The organism is Bosea sp. OAE506 (assembly GCF_040546595.1).
In the GTDB taxonomy this organism is placed as follows: domain Bacteria; phylum Pseudomonadota; class Alphaproteobacteria; order Rhizobiales; family Beijerinckiaceae; genus Allobosea.
Window position 1 is genome coordinate 1,420,237 of the sequence record NZ_JBEPOB010000001.1, and the last position, 15,999, is coordinate 1,436,235.

13 protein-coding genes and 1 pseudogene are annotated in these 15,999 nt (G+C 64.4%); 2 read left to right on the plus strand and 12 right to left on the minus strand.

Going from position 1 to position 15,999, the window contains the following annotated elements; all coding sequences use genetic code 11:
* Positions 1-401: 401 nt before the first annotated feature.
* From ABIE41_RS06930 to ABIE41_RS06970, 9 genes and pseudogenes are all read right to left on the minus strand, one after another.
* On the minus strand, positions 402-1,529 hold the full coding sequence (locus tag ABIE41_RS06930; RefSeq protein ID WP_192645102.1) for a sugar ABC transporter substrate-binding protein: 1,128 nt from the start codon (positions 1,527-1,529) through the stop codon (positions 402-404).
* A 28-nt stretch (positions 1,530-1,557) separates the two neighbouring features.
* The gene (locus ABIE41_RS06935; RefSeq protein ID WP_192645103.1) at positions 1,558-2,898 is read right to left on the minus strand and encodes a sensor histidine kinase; all 1,341 of its coding nucleotides are present in this window, start codon (positions 2,896-2,898) and stop codon (positions 1,558-1,560) included.
* A gap of 332 nt (positions 2,899-3,230) precedes the next feature.
* Positions 3,231-3,857: a tyrosine-type recombinase/integrase gene (locus ABIE41_RS06940; RefSeq protein ID WP_192645104.1), complete on the minus strand. Its 627-nt coding sequence runs from the start codon at positions 3,855-3,857 to the stop codon at positions 3,231-3,233.
* Positions 3,858-4,007: 150 nt separating this feature from the next.
* Positions 4,008-4,460 carry a CopM family metallochaperone gene (copM, locus tag ABIE41_RS06945; protein WP_192645105.1) on the minus strand — a complete coding sequence of 151 codons (453 nt, stop codon included), beginning with the start codon at positions 4,458-4,460 and terminating at the stop codon, positions 4,008-4,010.
* A gap of 22 nt (positions 4,461-4,482) precedes the next feature.
* A complete protein-coding gene (locus tag ABIE41_RS06950) occupies positions 4,483-4,857 on the minus strand; it encodes a hypothetical protein (protein ID WP_192645106.1) in 375 nt (124 codons plus the stop codon).
* 20 nt (positions 4,858-4,877) lie between these two features.
* Positions 4,878-8,003: an efflux RND transporter permease subunit gene (locus tag ABIE41_RS06955; RefSeq protein ID WP_192645107.1), complete on the minus strand. Its 3,126-nt coding sequence runs from the start codon at positions 8,001-8,003 to the stop codon at positions 4,878-4,880.
* Positions 8,004-8,015: 12 nt separating this feature from the next.
* On the minus strand, positions 8,016-9,716 hold the full coding sequence (locus ABIE41_RS06960; RefSeq protein WP_192645108.1) for an efflux RND transporter periplasmic adaptor subunit: 1,701 nt from the start codon (positions 9,714-9,716) through the stop codon (positions 8,016-8,018).
* A gap of 62 nt (positions 9,717-9,778) precedes the next feature.
* Entirely contained in the window at positions 9,779-10,216 is a 438-nt protein-coding gene (locus tag ABIE41_RS06965) for a hypothetical protein (protein WP_192645109.1), read from the minus strand.
* 249 nt (positions 10,217-10,465) lie between these two features.
* A pseudogene (locus tag ABIE41_RS06970) lies at positions 10,466-11,385 on the minus strand (alpha/beta fold hydrolase).
* A 136-nt stretch (positions 11,386-11,521) separates the two neighbouring features.
* Here ABIE41_RS06970 and ABIE41_RS06975 point away from each other — a divergent pair.
* Positions 11,522-12,433, plus strand: coding sequence for a LysR family transcriptional regulator (locus tag ABIE41_RS06975; RefSeq protein WP_192645110.1), 912 nt, complete (start codon positions 11,522-11,524; stop codon positions 12,431-12,433).
* Positions 12,434-12,645: 212 nt separating this feature from the next.
* Here ABIE41_RS06975 and ABIE41_RS06980 read toward each other — a convergent pair whose 3' ends face one another.
* On the minus strand, positions 12,646-13,704 hold the full coding sequence (locus tag ABIE41_RS06980) for a sensor histidine kinase (protein ID WP_354191812.1): 1,059 nt from the start codon (positions 13,702-13,704) through the stop codon (positions 12,646-12,648).
* A gap of 651 nt (positions 13,705-14,355) precedes the next feature.
* On the opposite strand from ABIE41_RS06980, the gene ABIE41_RS06985 reads away from it, so the two are divergent.
* Positions 14,356-15,294, plus strand: a complete 939-nt coding sequence (locus ABIE41_RS06985; RefSeq protein WP_192645112.1) for a sensor histidine kinase — start codon at positions 14,356-14,358, stop codon at positions 15,292-15,294.
* Here the strand turns inward: ABIE41_RS06985 and ABIE41_RS06990 are convergent.
* Positions 15,280-15,720: a response regulator transcription factor gene (locus tag ABIE41_RS06990; RefSeq protein WP_354191813.1), complete on the minus strand. Its 441-nt coding sequence runs from the start codon at positions 15,718-15,720 to the stop codon at positions 15,280-15,282. The two genes, ABIE41_RS06985 and ABIE41_RS06990, sit on opposite strands and share 15 nt — an antisense overlap.
* A gap of 19 nt (positions 15,721-15,739) precedes the next feature.
* Positions 15,740-15,988 (minus strand): DUF6894 family protein, encoded by a 249-nt coding sequence (locus tag ABIE41_RS06995; RefSeq protein ID WP_192645113.1) that lies wholly within the window; start codon positions 15,986-15,988, stop codon positions 15,740-15,742.
* Positions 15,989-15,999: the final 11 nt, after the last annotated feature.

Here is a 15,999-nt window from a genome sequence, read left to right on the forward strand (position 1 = left end):
GCTGAGCGCCGGCCCTTCCAATTGCCTCTGATCATAGCCTTCGGCTCTTAGCAGGTTGCGAACTTCATCAACGGTTCTGCAGGCACCTGCCCGCGCAATCTCAAAGGCGCGCTCAATTGGGCTTTTGTGCGGGTCCATAGCACTAAGCATATCCCAGCATGGCGGGCCTGGCGACAAGCCCTTAAATTGAGCAGGAATTTAAGCAAAACCCAACCTCCGTATCGGCGCGCCAGCATCGCGGTTGGGTCAATCGACGCATCTGGAATCAGATAATCCCGAGGCACCGTTAAGGCCAAAATCGATGGCCGGTGGCCCGGAGCGAGATGCGCCATTAGCTAAAGCTGGGCCAGTGCCTAAACCAGGACCTCAGAACCAAACGAGTTCAACCGCACAAACTCCGTCTATTTCAGCTCGGAGGACCAGCCGAAATCGACATAATCGGCGCGGCTATCATGGCAGATATTGCCATAGACTTTGAGATAGGAGCTGCGGCGCGCATCGTTGTGATAGATCGCCGCCGGGTCGGCCGTGTCGCGCTCGAATTGGCCGAGGCTTTCCGGGGAGATCAGGCTCGGGAGGATGTCGAGGCCCTGGGGCACCGAGCCGCCTTCAAGCCAGTCAGCGGCGTGCTGCGCCAGCGCATAGCCGAAGATCGGCGAGGCGAGCCCGACGCTGGCCTTGTAGGGCCCGTTTCGCCGCATTTCGGCGATTGCCTCCGGCTCGCCGTCGATCCCCCCGATGAATTGGTCGTCTCTGGCGAGGCCGGCTTCGCGTAGCGCCGCCAGCGCGCCGAGCACGACCGTGTCGGCGCCGAGCACGACATCGATACGAGAATGCGCCAGAAGGATCGTGCTCATGGTCGCGTGGCCCCCTGCCTTGTCGACGGTCCTGGGCGAGATGTCGGCGATAATGCGCACGCCCGGTAGGCTCTTGAGCGCGGCGCGGATGGCGACGAAGCGCTGCGCCAGGAACTGGTTGCTGTCATGGGTCAGCAGCACGACACGGGCTTCGCCTCCCTTGCGCCTCCGGATGTAATCCACGGCGGCTTCGCCCAAAGCTCTGCCTGTCGCCAGTTGCGGGGCGTTCAGGATGGTGGTGGCCGGCGGCGGAACAATCGATCCGACATAGCCCCCCTGAGCGATGAACTGCCGGACCACAGGAGCGAGCGTGGCGACGTCGATCGGCGCCACGATCAGGGCACCCGCTCGGTCGGTGAGCGCCTTGTGGACCTGGCCGACCATCGCGCGTGGATCATTGTTGGCCAGGGCGACCTCGAAGGCGAGGCCCCGCTGCCGCGCCGCCAGCGCCATGCCTTGGGCAGCGCTCTCCACGAATTCGCGCTGGTTGTCTTGGGCGAAGACGAGGGTCCTGGTCAGCCCGCCCGGAGCCGAGCAGCGCGCCGCGGCAGGATCGAAGGGCGCAAAGCGTCGCGGGGCGGTAATGCCGCGGGCGACCTCCTGCGAACGGAGCAGGGCCGGCACCGCCGCCAGCCCAAGCGCACCGAGTACCGCCCTACGTGTAACGCTCATCCGCCTGCTCCGATCCCGCCCGGCCAGGTCACGAGACCGGCTCCAGCGCCATGACGAGCCGCGCTTCGGTGCCGGGATTGCGTCTGATATAATCGACCTCGGCCTTAAGCGAGCGCGCAATCGAGGTGACGATCTTGGAGCCGACACCCGTGCCGCGCGCCGGCCCGCCGACCGGCATGCCGACGCCATCATCCTCGACCGCAACGAGCAGGTTGGAGTCCAGCCTGCGCGCCAGCACGCGGACCTCGCCGCTGTGCCCGCCATAGGCGTATTTGAAGGCGTTGGTGACCCATTCCGTGATGATAATGCCGAGGCTGATGCTGGCGCTGGTGGAAACCCGCACCGGCTCGATCTCATGGCTGATGGACGCGCCGAAACCGCCGGATGCCAGAGTCTGCTCAAGCTGCGCCAGGAGCGCGGTCATATAGCTGTCCAGCGCGACCGAAGTGACGTCCCCGGAGGTGTAGAGATGCTTGTGGATTTCCGCCACCGCCTGGATGCGCGCGCCGGTCTCGTCGAGCGCGTCCTTGGCCGCCTTGTCGGGAAGCGCCTGCCGCTGCAGGCGGATCAGCGCCCCGATGAAGGAGAGGTTGTTGGCGACGCGGTGGTTGACCTCGGTCAGCAGCACCTCGGCCCGGTCGCGGGCGCGGACCAGATCCTCCGTCCGCTCGGCGACCCTTGCTTCCAGGCTGGCATTAGCGAGGGCGAGCTCGTCGCGGGCCTGCACGATCTCGCGGGTATATCGGGCGAAGGTCACGACAACGCCTATAACCACCCCGATGATCAGCAGGCTCGCCAGGATCGTACCGACGCGCAGCGCCAGGATATTGGTCGTCTGCGTCCGCAGCCGGCCGGTCAGTGCGTCCTCGGACTCGATCACGATCGCCGAGAGAAACACCTCCACCTCGTCCATCAGGGCCTTGCCCTGGTTGGTGGCGACGATGGCCAACGCATCGCCGAGGCCGTCGATGGTCCGCGCCCGCATCGTCTCGTCGAGATCCGCGATCCTCTGGTCGACGAGGGCCTTGAGGCGCGGCATCATCGCCTGGAAGCGCGCGCTGCCCGCGAGATCCGCCGCGAGCTTGCCGATCTGCTCTTGCGCCACGAGCTTGGCATTCTCATAGGGCGCGAGATAGATCTCGTTGCTGGTCAGCACATAGCCTCTCAGACTTGATTCCGCCGAGAGCAGGGCCTCCCTGACGCCGACGGAGCGATCGCGCACCAAGCGCTGCTCATCGATGATCGAGGCATCGGTTTGGGCGCGCTGGCTCAGCCAGACGGTCGCACCGACCAGACCCATCAGCGCCGCTGCCGCGGTCAGCAGGAAGGCAATGGTGGAGGTTACGAGAAATCGCCGGGAGATCGGCATTCTGTTGCGCCCTCGACATTTGCGCGCAATTCCGAATGGCGACACGCGGGACGTACGGCCCCACGATCAACAGCGCGTAGAGAATGTAACGGTACGCCGCAACTAAGGCCAGTTGACTGTTGCTAGACATCCTGCAGCTCTGTGCCTTCGCGTTAGAGCCGCGCCAGCAACTCGCGCAGCCGAGATGCGCCAAGGCGACAAGCGCCACTTCCTGACATTGGTGCTCTGCCAAAGAGCGGACGTTCAGCGCACCGCGAGCCATCCGGCTCTATGCCGGAAATCACGGGATCTCGGTCAGCTACGGCGCGGCGGGAGCCGCCGCGCCGTCTCGATCAGATATCGGTCTGCTCAGACAAGATCAGAGCGTCATCGACCTCGATGCCGAGGTAGCGGACAGTGCTCTCCAACTTGGAGTGGCCGAGCAGGAGCTGGCAGGCTCGCAGATTTCCTGTGCGCTTGTAGATCAGTGCGACTTTGGTGCGCCTCAGACTGTGCGTGCCGTATAGAGCGGGATCGAGGCCGATCAGCGAAACCCAGTCATCGAGCAGGCGTCCATATTGCCTGGTGGTGACGTGGTCGCCTTGGTGGCTACGGCTGGGAAACAGCCAGTCGGCTTCGATAGATGGTCGACGCCGAAGCCAAGCGGTCAGCGCTTCGCGTGTTGGATCTGTCAGTTCGAAGGGCACTGGTCGGCCCGTCTTCTGCTGAATGATCGAAGTCCGTAGTCTCACCGTGCCGCCCAGTACGACATCGCTGATCCGAAGGCGAACGAGGTCGCAGTCGCGAAGCTTACTGTCGATCGCCAAGTTGAACATGACGAGATCGCGTACGCGATGATCGTGCTGAAGCCGCGTTCGGATTGCCCAGATGTGACGCGGCTTCAGCGGAGGCTTGGGACCAATCAGGCGTCCTGTGTTCCAGGCGGGACGTTGAGTGTCGTTCTGCTGCTCAATCGGCATTTTGCATCCTCCTTAGGAGGCCGCATCCAGCCGCACTCTAACACCACTCGATGACTGGCGGCGCCAAACAGCAGGCTGATCGCGAACCGCCGCTATAGGACTGCAGCCCGGATCAGACCCCAGCAGGCATGCCCTCCCTCACTCCGTCGCTCACTTCGGAGCATTCTTGCTGAGCCACTCGCGCATCTCGGCGATCTCGCGCTCCTGGTCCTTGATGATCTGCGCGGCGAGCGTCTTCGTCGTCTCGTCTTTGGCATGGGCCAGTGCGACCTTAGCCATGTCGATCGCACCCTGATGATGCGGGATCATCTTGATGCGGAAGTCGACGTCGGCATTGCCGGTGTAAGGCACGGCCATGTCGTGCATCATCTTCATGTCGGCGCTCTTGAAGTCCTTCGTCGAGGCCGCGTCGCCAGGCGCCGGCATCATCGTCTTCATCATGGCCTGCATGGATTCCATGCTCATCATTCCCATCCCCATCTGGCCCATGGGCCCGGCTGTGCCGGGGGCGGGAGCGGCGCCGTGCCCCTGATGGGAGGATTTCGCAAAGGCGGGGCCGGCAAGGGCCAGCAGAATCAGCGCGGTCGAGATGGAACGGGTCATGGGTCTTGTCCTGCTTCTGGTGTCAGTTGTTGGTGAAACGCGCCTGCAGGGCGTGGCCATCGGCAAGCGTGGCGGAGATCACGATGCGCGCGCCCGTCCCCAGGGGCTGGGCGAGCGTCCCCACCAGCTTGTTGGGTTCGACGGCGGACAACGGCACCGTCGCGGTCTTGCCGGCGTCCTGAACGATGGCGCGCGCGGCCTTCGTTCCCGCCGATGACAGCGGTTTGTCGGCGGCGTCGGTAAGGATGAGAACGAGCTCGGTCCCTTTCGCGACCATCTCGACATGGCGCCCGGCGACGTCGACGAGCGGGCCGCCATTGGGGCCTTTCGACAGTTCATGGGCCGAGGCGATCGATACGAAACCGATCATAGCCAGGGCGGTGATCGATCTGAACATGGTCATTCTCCTTTGCCGTTTCAGAAGGCTTCGTTCGGCGACAACGCGCCGGCGCCCGGCGCTCTGCTTGCGACGATGCGGTCAAGCGGCTTGCGGCCGAAGGTCAGGAACAGGACGGGCGTCAGCACCGTGTCGATGATCGTCGCCGAGATCAGCCCGCCGAAGATCGTGACCGCGACGGGATGCAGGATCTCGCGTCCGGGCTGGTCGGCCCCATAGAGCAGCGGGATCAGCGCGAGCCCCGCCGAGAGCGCCGTCATCAGCACGGGTGTCAGCCGCTCCAGGCTGCCGCGGATGACGAGGTCGCGCCCGAAGCGCTCACCTTCGTAGAGGGTCAGGTTGATGTAGTGGGATACCTTGAGGATGCCGTTGCGGGCCGAGATGCCGGCGAGCGTGATGAAGCCGACCATCGAGGCGACCGAGAGCGGCTGCCCGGCAAGGTGTAGCGCGACGACGCTGCCGATCAGAGCGAGCGGGATGTTGCCCATAATGATCAGCGCCAGCACCGCCGACTGGTAGCGCGTGAACAGCACCACGAAGATCAGCGCCAGCGACACCAGGCTGAGCAGCCCGATCCGCAGCGTCGCCTCCTCCTGCGCCTGGAAGGTGCCCTCCATGCGGGTGACATAGCCCTGCGGCAGCGGCGTCTGCGCGACGACCCCGCGGATGTCGGCGATGATCGCCGCCATGTCGCGCTGGCCGTCACCATTGCCGTAGACCGCGATGCGACGCTGGCCGTTCTCGCGCTGGATCTGGTTGGGGCCGTCCGTCTCGGAGACCGAGGCGATCAGGCGCAAGGGCAGGTGGCCACCGGGCGTCGCGATCAACAGATCCTCGAGCCCGGTCGTCGAGCGGTCCTGGTCCGAGAGCCGCAGCACGACATCGTAGCGGCGGTTGCCGTCGACGATCTGCGAGACGGTGCGACCGTTGGAGAGCGTCTCCAGCGCCTGGGTGACGCTGGCCGGCGTCAGCCCGTAGAGCGCCGCATTGTCATGGTCGACGTCGATGCGCAGCTGGGGGATGCGGACCTGCCGCTCGATCTGGAGATCGACGAGGCCAGGCACGGAGGCGAGCCGCTCGCGTAGCGTCTCGGCGAGGCTGCGGATCGTGTCGAGGTCCTCGCCATAGACTTTGAGCGCGATCTGGGCGCGCACGCCCGAGAGCATGTGGTCGAGCCGGTGGCTGATCGGCTGGCCGATGTTGACCGAGACCGGCAGGACGCTCAGCGCCGCGCGGATATCGGCGTGGACCGCCTCCTTGGGTCGGTCCGAACGGTGGAGATCGATGTCGACCTCCGAGGAATGGACGCCCTCGGCATGCTCGTCGAGCTCGGCGCGGCCCGTGCGGCGGCCGATCGACTTCACCTCGGGGACCCTGAGGACGAGCTGTTCGGCGAGGAGCCCGAGGCGGTGGCTCTCGGCCAGCGAGATGCCCGGGTTGTATTGCAGCGAGACCACCAGCGTGCCCTCGTTGAAGGGCGGCAGGAAGGTTCGCGGCAGCAGGGTCGCGCCAAAGACGGCCAGCGCCACGCCGATGCCGACGAGGGTGACGAGCAGGGCGCGGGTCTCGAACGCCCAGCGCAGCAGCGCCGCATTACCCCGCTTGAGATGGCGCACGACGAAGGAGTCGCGCTCATGGCCGCTCTTCGCGCCCGACAGGAGATAATATGCCATCACCGGGGTCAGCGTGATCGAGACGATCAGCGAGGCCAGGATCGAGACGATGTAGGCGATGCCGAGCGGCGCGAAGAGCCGCCCCTCGATGCCCGACAGGGCAAAGAGCGGGATGAAGACGAGGATGATGATCGCGGTGGCGTAGACGATGCCCGACCGGACCTCCTGCGAGGCCTCCGCGATGACCGCCAGCACCGGCCTGGGCGCCGCGCTCTCCCGGTTCTGCTTCAGCCGCCGCAGGATGTTCTCCACATCCACGACGGCATCGTCGACCAGTTCGCCGATTGCGATGGCGAGTCCGCCCAGCGTCATCGTGTTGATGGTCAGGCCGAAAGCCTGGAAGACCAGCACCGTCGTCAGGATCGAGACCGGGATCGCCGTCAGCGAGATCAGGGTCGCGCGAATGTTCATCAGGAAGAGCAGCAGGATGACGGCGACGACGCCCGCCGCCTCCAGCAGCACGCGCTCGACATTGGCGATCGAGGTCTCGATGAAGCTCGCCTGCCGGAACTGGACATTCGTAGCCGAGATGCCGGCAGGCAGGGTCTTCTGGATCTCGGCCAGCGCGGTCTCGACCTGGCGGGTCAGCGCCACGGTGTCGGCTTCGGGCTGCTTCTGGATGCCGATGATCACCGCCGGCCGGCCCTGGTAGCCGGCGTCGCCACGCTTGACCCGGGCCGCGAAGTCGACGCCCGCGACCTGGTGCAGCAGGATCGGCGGGCCGTTGCGCTGCAGTACGGCGGTGTTGCGCAGATCCTCCAGCCGCTGCGTCAGCCCGACATTGCGGATCAGGTATTCGCGCCCCTGCTGATCGATGAATCCGCCGCCGGTGTTGGTGCCGAAGCGGGTGACCGCCGCCTCGATCTGTTCGGGCGTGACGTCGAGCGCCTGCATGGCGGCGATATCGGGCGTGATCCGATACTGGCGGACCTCGCCCCCCATCGGGATGACCTGCGAAACGCCGGCGATGTTCAGGATCTGCGGCCGGATGATGAAGTCGGCGATCTCGCGGACCTCCATCTGGGAGGCCCGCTCGGCCGTCACCGCGACCAGCATGATCTCGCCCATGATCGAGGAGACCGGGCCCATCTGCGGGTTGACGCCGCGTGGCAGCTGCTCGCGCACGAGCGACAGCCGCTCGGCGACGAGCTGTCGCGAGCGGTAGATGTCGGTGCCCCAGTCGAACTCGACATAGGTGATCGAGAGGCCGACGCCCGAGACGGAGCGCACGCGCAGCACGCCGGGCATGCCGTTCATCGCCGTTTCCAGGGGATAGGTGACGAGCTGCTCGACCTCCTGCGGGGCGAGCCCCTCGGCTTCCGTCATCAGCGTGACGGTCGGGCGGTTGAGATCGGGGAAGACGTCCACGGGAACGCGCGGCAGCACATAGCTGCCATAGGCCATGAGCACGAGCGCGGCGGCGATGACGAAGAGCCGATTGCGCAGGCTGGCCGAGACGAGGAGGTTGAACATCGCGCCCTCGTCTCAGCGGATCTGGTTGAGATGTTCGGCGCCGCGCACGACGATGCGTTCGCCCGGCGCGACGCCGGAGCGTATCATCAGCCTTGTCGCGTCGAACGGTTCGGTGCGGACGGGCCTGGGCTCGAAGCGCTCGGGATCGGTATGGCGCCAGACCAGGGCCTCGCCATTGCCGCCGCGCACGACGGCGTCGCGCGGCAGGATGATGCCGCTGACGCTGGCGCCGTTGCGGGCCGTCACCCGGACGGGCTGGCCGATCGCGACCGTGGCGGGCGGGTCCTCGACGGCAAAGTGCACCAGCGTCGCCTGCTGCTGCAGCGCCCGTCCGGTGCCCCGGAAAGACAGATGGAGCGGCTTGCCGCCGGGCAGCAGCGCCGAGGCGCCGTCGAGCTGCGAGAAGTCGACATCGCCATAGGACAGGGCCTCGATCCACAGGCCCGCGGGATCGACGATCTGGAACAGGACGTCCTGCGAGCCGACGACCTGACCCGCCACGACCCGCACCGCTGAGACCACGCCGTCGAGCGGCGCGCGCAGCACCTCGGGCTCGATCCGGATCCGCCCGACGATCTCGCGCCGCCGCATCAGGCCGGCGAGCTCGATCTCGAAATCGATGACCTGACTTTGCGGCGCGATGGCGCGCTCGGCCAGTCCGCGCGAGCGTTTCAGCTTCGCCTCGACCATGGCGATCTGCTGCTCGATCTCGCCGACGCGCTCGGCGATGGTGGTGCGGTCGGCCTGCGGCACGGCCTGCTCGACGGAGGCGAGGATATCACCGCGCCGGACGCTCTGCCCTAGCCGCGGCAAGCCGCTCTCGGGCGCAACGATCCGGCCGCCGGTGATGCTCTGGACCTGGCCCGAGCGGTTGGGATCGGCGATCACGCGGCCGACCAGGGCCAAGGTCTTGCGCGCTTCCTCGGTCTTGGTGACCTGGGTGCGGATCTCAAGCAGCCGCTGCGTCGGCTTCGGCGCGAAGACCGACCCATCCGCGAGACGGCGGGGGGTATCGCCGGCCGGCGGTGCCGCCTTCGCGGCCTCGCCATGATCATGGCCCTCATGGGCGCTCGCCAGGCCCGTCCCCGCGATCAGCAGCACGAGGACGAGGCCGGTCATGGATAGGGCCGGGCGCGAGCGGCGGAGTGTGGCGCCGAGCAGGAGCCCGACAGTCAGCGCCGCGCCCATCGCCAGGTACAGGATCGGCACCGGCCGGCCCGCGATGACGACGCTCGCAGCCTGAGCGGAGGCGTGGCCCGCTCCCGCCGGCGCGCCGGCCGCGGGGGCCGCCGGCCGTTCGAGCGTTCCGATTAGGAGGTCGTCTCCGCCGGGATGGGTGATGGCGAAGACGAGTTCCAGCGGTCCTGAGCCGACGAGCCGGTCCGAGGCCACGAGGTAGGTCCCTTCCGGCGTCGGTGTCGCCGCGACATCCGTCCCGGTGCCGATCGTCACGACGAGACCGGCATCGGTGACGGGGGCGTTGCCTGCATAGCGGTCCAGGAACAGCGTCAGCCGGTCGCCGCGCAGGATGGCGACCAGCTCATAGGCGTCGGAATGCAGCGCAACCCGCGGCGAGCCCGCCGTGACGACGGGCGCGGGCGGGGCGCCGTGGTCGTGGCCCTCATGGGCCGCGAGCGGGGCAACGGACAGGAGGGAAGCCAGCGCCAAAGGCGCGACGAGGCAGCGTGCGAGGCTGCAGACGAACGAAAACATGAAACGAACCCATCACGATCGACATGACCATCCGGCGGCGCGGCTGGTCAGCCGGCCGACGCTCAAGCGATGGCGATGGTTCGTGGAGGTCTGGCCTCGAGACTCGGCGCTCGCACGGGAGATGTTCGCTCCGGCGGCAAGCCGAGCCGGATGCGGTGAGAAACCCGCAGGGGCAGCGGGGCAATGGCGTGTTCGATGACAGCGGCAGTGCACATGGTGCCGCAGCAGCTGCGACCAGCGCCGCCAGTCTTCGGGCAATCGCCCATCGGCTCGGACATTCCGGGCGTCGACGGCTTGCAGATGTCGGCGACTTCAGCCGCGGGTGAGGCAGACGCGATGGTCAGGCGCGCGTCCTGTGATGCCACCTTCGCGGCCGGTGCGACGGCGTTGGGCTTGGCGTGGCCGGAATGCGCCTGCACCTGCATGGCCCAGCCAAGCGAAAACAGGACAACCAGCGCGGTCGCCTTGATTGCATGGACCAGGATACCGACTGCAGTCACGACGCTCCGCCGATTCGTTCCGTCGCATCGATCAATGAGGCTTCCCATAGGGGAAGGTCAACGGCGTTTGGCGGTCCTTGCGCCTCTTGGTTACCGATGGCCGATGGGATCGGCTCATTCGCGCGAACGCTGTAAACGGACCTACCCGTACAGCCCGAAGGCGGGCCGCTGCGGCGGAAGAGCGGCGGAGGATACCGCGCGCTCCTCATCCCGAGGTGGGCCCCGTCGGACCGCCTCGGATTGGCAAGGCTATCGTCCCTTATCGAGGAAGGCCCTCACCATGGCGATGGTAGCCGTCGGATTCTCTTCCATGATCCAGTGCCCTGAATCGGGGATGACGCCCTCGGTCACATCGTTAGCGGCGGCCGCATTACGGCCGCCATTGCGGTGCCAAACGATTTCTCACCGCCGATCGCCAGCACCGGCATGGCAAGCTTGCTGCCGGTCGCCAGATAGGCGCGGTTGTCGATTGCGTCCTGGTCGAAGGCTGCGAACTGAGCGAAGCCGGAATGCATCGCGCCCGGCAGCGCGTAAAGCTTGGCATAATGCTCACGCGAGGCTTCGCTGAACCGTGCCGGCGTCGCCGAGAACTCGTTCCAGAAGCGGTCGAGATAGATGCGCTCGCGCCCTGCTACCAGCCGCTCCATATCAGGCCCGCCGAAGCGGAAATGCCAGAGCAGCGGGTTCTTCAGGATCTCTTCCCATGGACCGACGCCGGGGACAGGGGCATCGATCAGAGCGAAGCGACTGACCCGATGGGGATGCCACGCCGCAAAGGCAAAGCCGACCATGTTCCCGATATCATGCGTCACCAGGTCGGCACGCTCGATATTGAGCGCGTCGAGCACGCCAGCGACATCCCCGGCCTGCGTCTTCTTGTCGAAGCCGGAAGCCGGCTTGGACGAGAGGCCGAGCCCGCGCAGGTCCGGCACGACAACGGTGTAGTTCCGGGCCAAGTCCGCGGCCATCGGCGCCCACATGTCGCCGGTCTCGCCAAAACCATGCAGCAGCACGACTGCCGGCCCCTGCCCACCAACACGGACATGGATCGTCACGCCGTTGGTCGCAATCTGCTGCGTCCTGAACGAGGTCGGGAAGTCCGAAACCTGGGCGGCCGCTGGCGCAGTGGCCGCAAGCATTCCAATTACTACGGGGGCAATTTTTAACATCGCTGATCTCCCGCCCGCCGGGAGGGCGGTCATGTGACCGTCGCTGTCTGACCCGCTGGCATGATGAAACGTAGCATTCAGGGATCGTTCGGATTAGCGTTGCTTCGGCGAAACTAATCTCCGGAAAAACCGAACGATGGTGAAGCTCGACGGCATCACGACCTTCGTTGCGATTGTGGAAGCCGGTTCGCTGAGCGAGGCGGCACGGAGATTACGCCTGTCGAAATCCGTGGTCAGCGATCGTCTGGCCGAACTGGAAGGCAGCCTCGGGGCGACGCTCCTGCATCGCAGTGCCAGACGATTGACTCTCACGGAGGACGGAACGGCTTTTCTCGAACGTGCCCTGCGCATCTCACGCGAGGTAGAAGACGCTGCGGCCGACATGGCCGAGCGGCGGGGCACGCTGGCCGGCCCGCTGTCGATCTCGGCGCCGGTCACTTTCGGCCGCATGCATCTTGGCCCCGCCATCTATCCGTTTCTTGCCCAGCATCCGGAGATCGCGCTGACGCTCGACCTCGATGACCGGAGGGTCGAGGCCGGCGCCGACAGTTGCGACGCCGTGCTGCGTCATGGACCGATAGCGGAATCGCGTCTCGTCGCCTGGACCTTGGCCCCGAGCCGGAGGGTGCTCGTCGCATCACCAAATTATCTGGAGCACCATGGCAGCCCAGATTCGATCACCGCACTCAATGGCCATGCCGGAATCTTCTACACAAATCGAGGCAGCGGTGACTGGTCGTTCCATGGCCCCGAAGGGAAGGTCAGCGTGCGTGGGCGACCCAGGCTGCGGGTGAACAACGGCGACATGATGCGGGATGCGGCTCTGGCCGGCCTCGGCATCGCCCTGCTGCCATTGTTCATCGCCGGCGCTGATATCCGCAGCGGCCGGCTCGGCATCGTCGAGATCGGTGTGCAGCCGGGACCTGAGTTCATCCATCTCGCCCATCCCGAAGGCCGCCGGCCGTCAGCCAAGCTGCGCGCCTTCGCCGATTGCCTCCGCCAAGCTTTTGGCCAACCACCTTATTGGGAGCAATTACAGCCCCAATGAATGCGCCCAGACAGGCTGATATGCCTGATAGCAGTGCGCCATATCCTGACATTCGGCCCCTGCTCGAAAGCGGACTCGAGGGCGCGCCAGGTGCAAGATTTCCGCTCGCGCACCTTCCGAGGCGGTCCCCGTCGAACAGCCTCGGACTGGCATGACTATCGTCGCCGCATGAACCACGTGGACTTGTTGTCCAACGGCACGCAGCATTTTGGTCAGCTCGATACTACATGCTGTGAGTCAGCGTGACGTACCGCGCCAATAGGTTGCGAAAACGGGTGCAATGCGCCCTTGGTGGCCAGGGGTAAGCAGATGATGCAATGCATGCCCTTCGGTTCAAACGTACGGGAGACTGATGCACCCAGTTCCATGGGAAGAATACGTTCGATCAACGTAGACCCAAAGCCAACGCGTTCTGGTTTCGTGACGTCAGTGAGACCATCCTCGCGCCACGCGAGGACTATGCTACGAGCCTCATGATCGACGGTCCACTCGACAACGAGCCGACCCTCCTGTTTACTAAATGCGCCGTGCTTTGCTGCATTAGTTGCAAGCTCATGCAGGGCCATCCCCAATGTTTGAGCTTGACGGCCGTTCAACTCAATGTGTGGTCCAACTAAACGTAACGTGTACTCGTCGCGTGCAAAAGGCTGGAGTTCACTTTCAAGGAGTGTCCGCAAACTAAGTTCGTCCCAACCGCCCTTTACGAGCATATCGTGGGTTCGCGCCATAGCGGCAATTCTCGCCTCAAATGCAGAGAGAAAATCCGCAGGTGATTGAGCGGATCTGGCAGTCCTTCTTGCTATGGCAGAAACCGTTGCCAGCAAATTTTTGATACGGTGATCGAATTCTTGAGCAATGATATCGCGCATTTTTTCTGCGAGGACTTCAGACGTCTTATCCTCCGCATGCTGGAGCATGCCAACAATACTGCCAACCGCGTTCATGACTGGAATATGATGACAGTTCCACCATATCTCGCGTATCCCACCACCTAAGGCATCTGGAACAGGGATCGAGAAGGGCTCGCGGATGAGGCTGTTTGCTTCACCCGACAAGGCTTGTCGGAAGGCCGCCTCGAACTTGCCACGCCGCTGTGATTCCTCAGGAAACGCATCAAACACGAAACGGCCGATCAAATCTTCTCTTTGCCGTGCCGTTACTGCTAAATATGCCTCATTCATGTCCACAAAACGCAAATCCGCATCGAGTAGCATGTAAGGTGTTGGCAAACGGTAGAAGAGCGCCTGGAAATCGATTGCTTGATTAGGCATCGGCACTTTCACCTCGGAAATGCGATGAAGCTACGCTTTCGCGCCGCCATGGCGGCTGTACATAGCAGAGCCTGAGAATTAATTACACCGCTGGTCAACGACATCAAGGCGTTGGTGGAGCAGAAAACGGAGCCCGCTTCCCGCAATGCGGTCGGCTTACCTTCGATCGCTCGGCTGCCTGTCTCCACACAGCGCCTGGCAACACATTCTGCATACGTCAGCGCTGAGCTAAGATCGCCAGCCGTACACTAGGGTGAGATAGTTGTGCCAGTTTTTGACGTTGGTGCATCACTCTCAAGCAGACGTTGCGGCGCACGATCGCCGTTCCCTGTGACCAAACAAAACCCTGACGATGCGTTCACATGTCCGTGTAGCCGGGCAACCTCTAGAACAGCGGAAACCTCACTAGAATCTGGGACGCTATAAGCCCGATTGGGCCCCTCAACTTGGCACGAACGCGGTGCGGCATAACCTAGCCGACCGCTCTCAGCTGTTCCGACCCAGCCAATACTCAGCTGCATTATGGTGATTTGGCCAGAGATATGAGCGTTAGGTCTATTCACCGGCCCGTGCCACGGTGATCCACGTCTCGCACCTGCGGAGACGGATCGGAATCCCGTGACATCACCTGAGCTTCGTGACGCACGCTTCATGCGAAGCCTGCTGTCTGCGTCCGACGACTGCATCAAGGTGATCGATCTGGATGGCAACCTCTCCTTCATGTCCGAAGGTGGCCGCCGCACCATGGAGGTCACCGACTTTAGCAAGGTGCAAGGCTGCCCATGGCCTGGCTTGTGGCCGGAGGCGGGTCGCAGCGAACCGCAGACCGGCATAACGGAGGCCTTGGCGGGCCGCAGCTACCGGTTCCAGGGTCTCGCCGATACCGCGGCAGGCAATTCCCGCTATTGGGACGTCCAGATCGCGCCGATCTTCGGACCGGACGGCAAGGTCGAAGCCATCCTATCGGTGTCCCGGGACATCACCGCCCTCAAGGCGATCGAGGAGCGGCAGAGCCTGCTGGCGCTCGAACTCAAGCACCGCATGAAGAACACTATCGCGCTGATCATCGCGATTGCGAATCAGACGCTCAAGGGCAGTCCCGAGATCGCCGCAGTTAAGGCGACGTTCTCGGCCCGTCTGGAAACCCTGATCGCGGCGCAGGACCTTCTGACGCAAGCGGCCTGGTCCAAGGCCACGGTCGGTGATCTCATCCAGGCGGCGCTGGCGCCTCATGGCGATGCCAGCCGATTCGAGATCAAAGGCCCGGAGGTCGAGTTTTCGTCGAAGTGCGCCCTGGCGATGGCCTTGGCCACGCACGAACTAGCCACGAACGCGGTCAAATACGGAGCGCTGCGGCACAACAACGGGCGCATCTTCGTGACGTGGAGGGTTCACGAAGGCACGTTCCAGCTCCGCTGGCAGGAGGTCGATGGTCCTCCGGTGGTCCCACCAACGAAAACCGGCTTCGGTTCGCGGATGATCGAGAAGGCCCTGGCCGGCTATTTCGGCGGGTCGGCGAAGATCGATTACCAGCCGCTTGGCGTGGTGTTCACCCTCGAAGCGCCGATCGATTCGCTAACGGCCGAGTGAACTAAGCGGCCTTCTGCAACGCCTTGGCGACCATCGCCCCCGTATAGGGCTTGCGCAGGAACACGGTCTCGGTCGGCATCTCTTCCGCGGTGGGTGTGAGCGGCCAGACGCGATGATAATGACGACCGGCGGGCAGCGATGGCGTATCGCATGCGCCATCTTGAGACCGTCCATAGAGCCGTGCATGTCGATGTCGGTTAAGACGATCGAGATATCCGGACGCGCCTTAAGGAACACGACGGCCTCATCGGCATTTCCGGCCTCGATGACCTCGAAGCCGGCGTCCTCGATCATCGAGACGGCGTCCATCCGAATTAACCCTCGTCTTCCACAACGAGGACGACCGGGGTAGGCATCGGCTTGCAGATTTATTTGAGCCAGTTTGGCGACTTTCAAGCATAGTTCCGTTGACTGGACAAACACCATGTCACTGAACGTTACGCGGCTATTTCCTCAGCCTTTTCTTCCAGCCGCCCATCAGTGACAGCGTCGCGGCGTAGATGACCTCCTGATTGGCATCACGGACGCTGACGCTGAATGTGCGGTGGTCGCCATCGGGGATCTTGTCGCGGGCCATATCCGGCAGGGCATCCAGCGCGGCCCACCGCGCCGCCGCCTCGTCCGGCAACTCGTAACCTTCCGGGTCGATCAGCGGTGAAGTACCGTCGTCGGTGTCGAAAAAGTAACGGGGCATCAAAGCCCTCC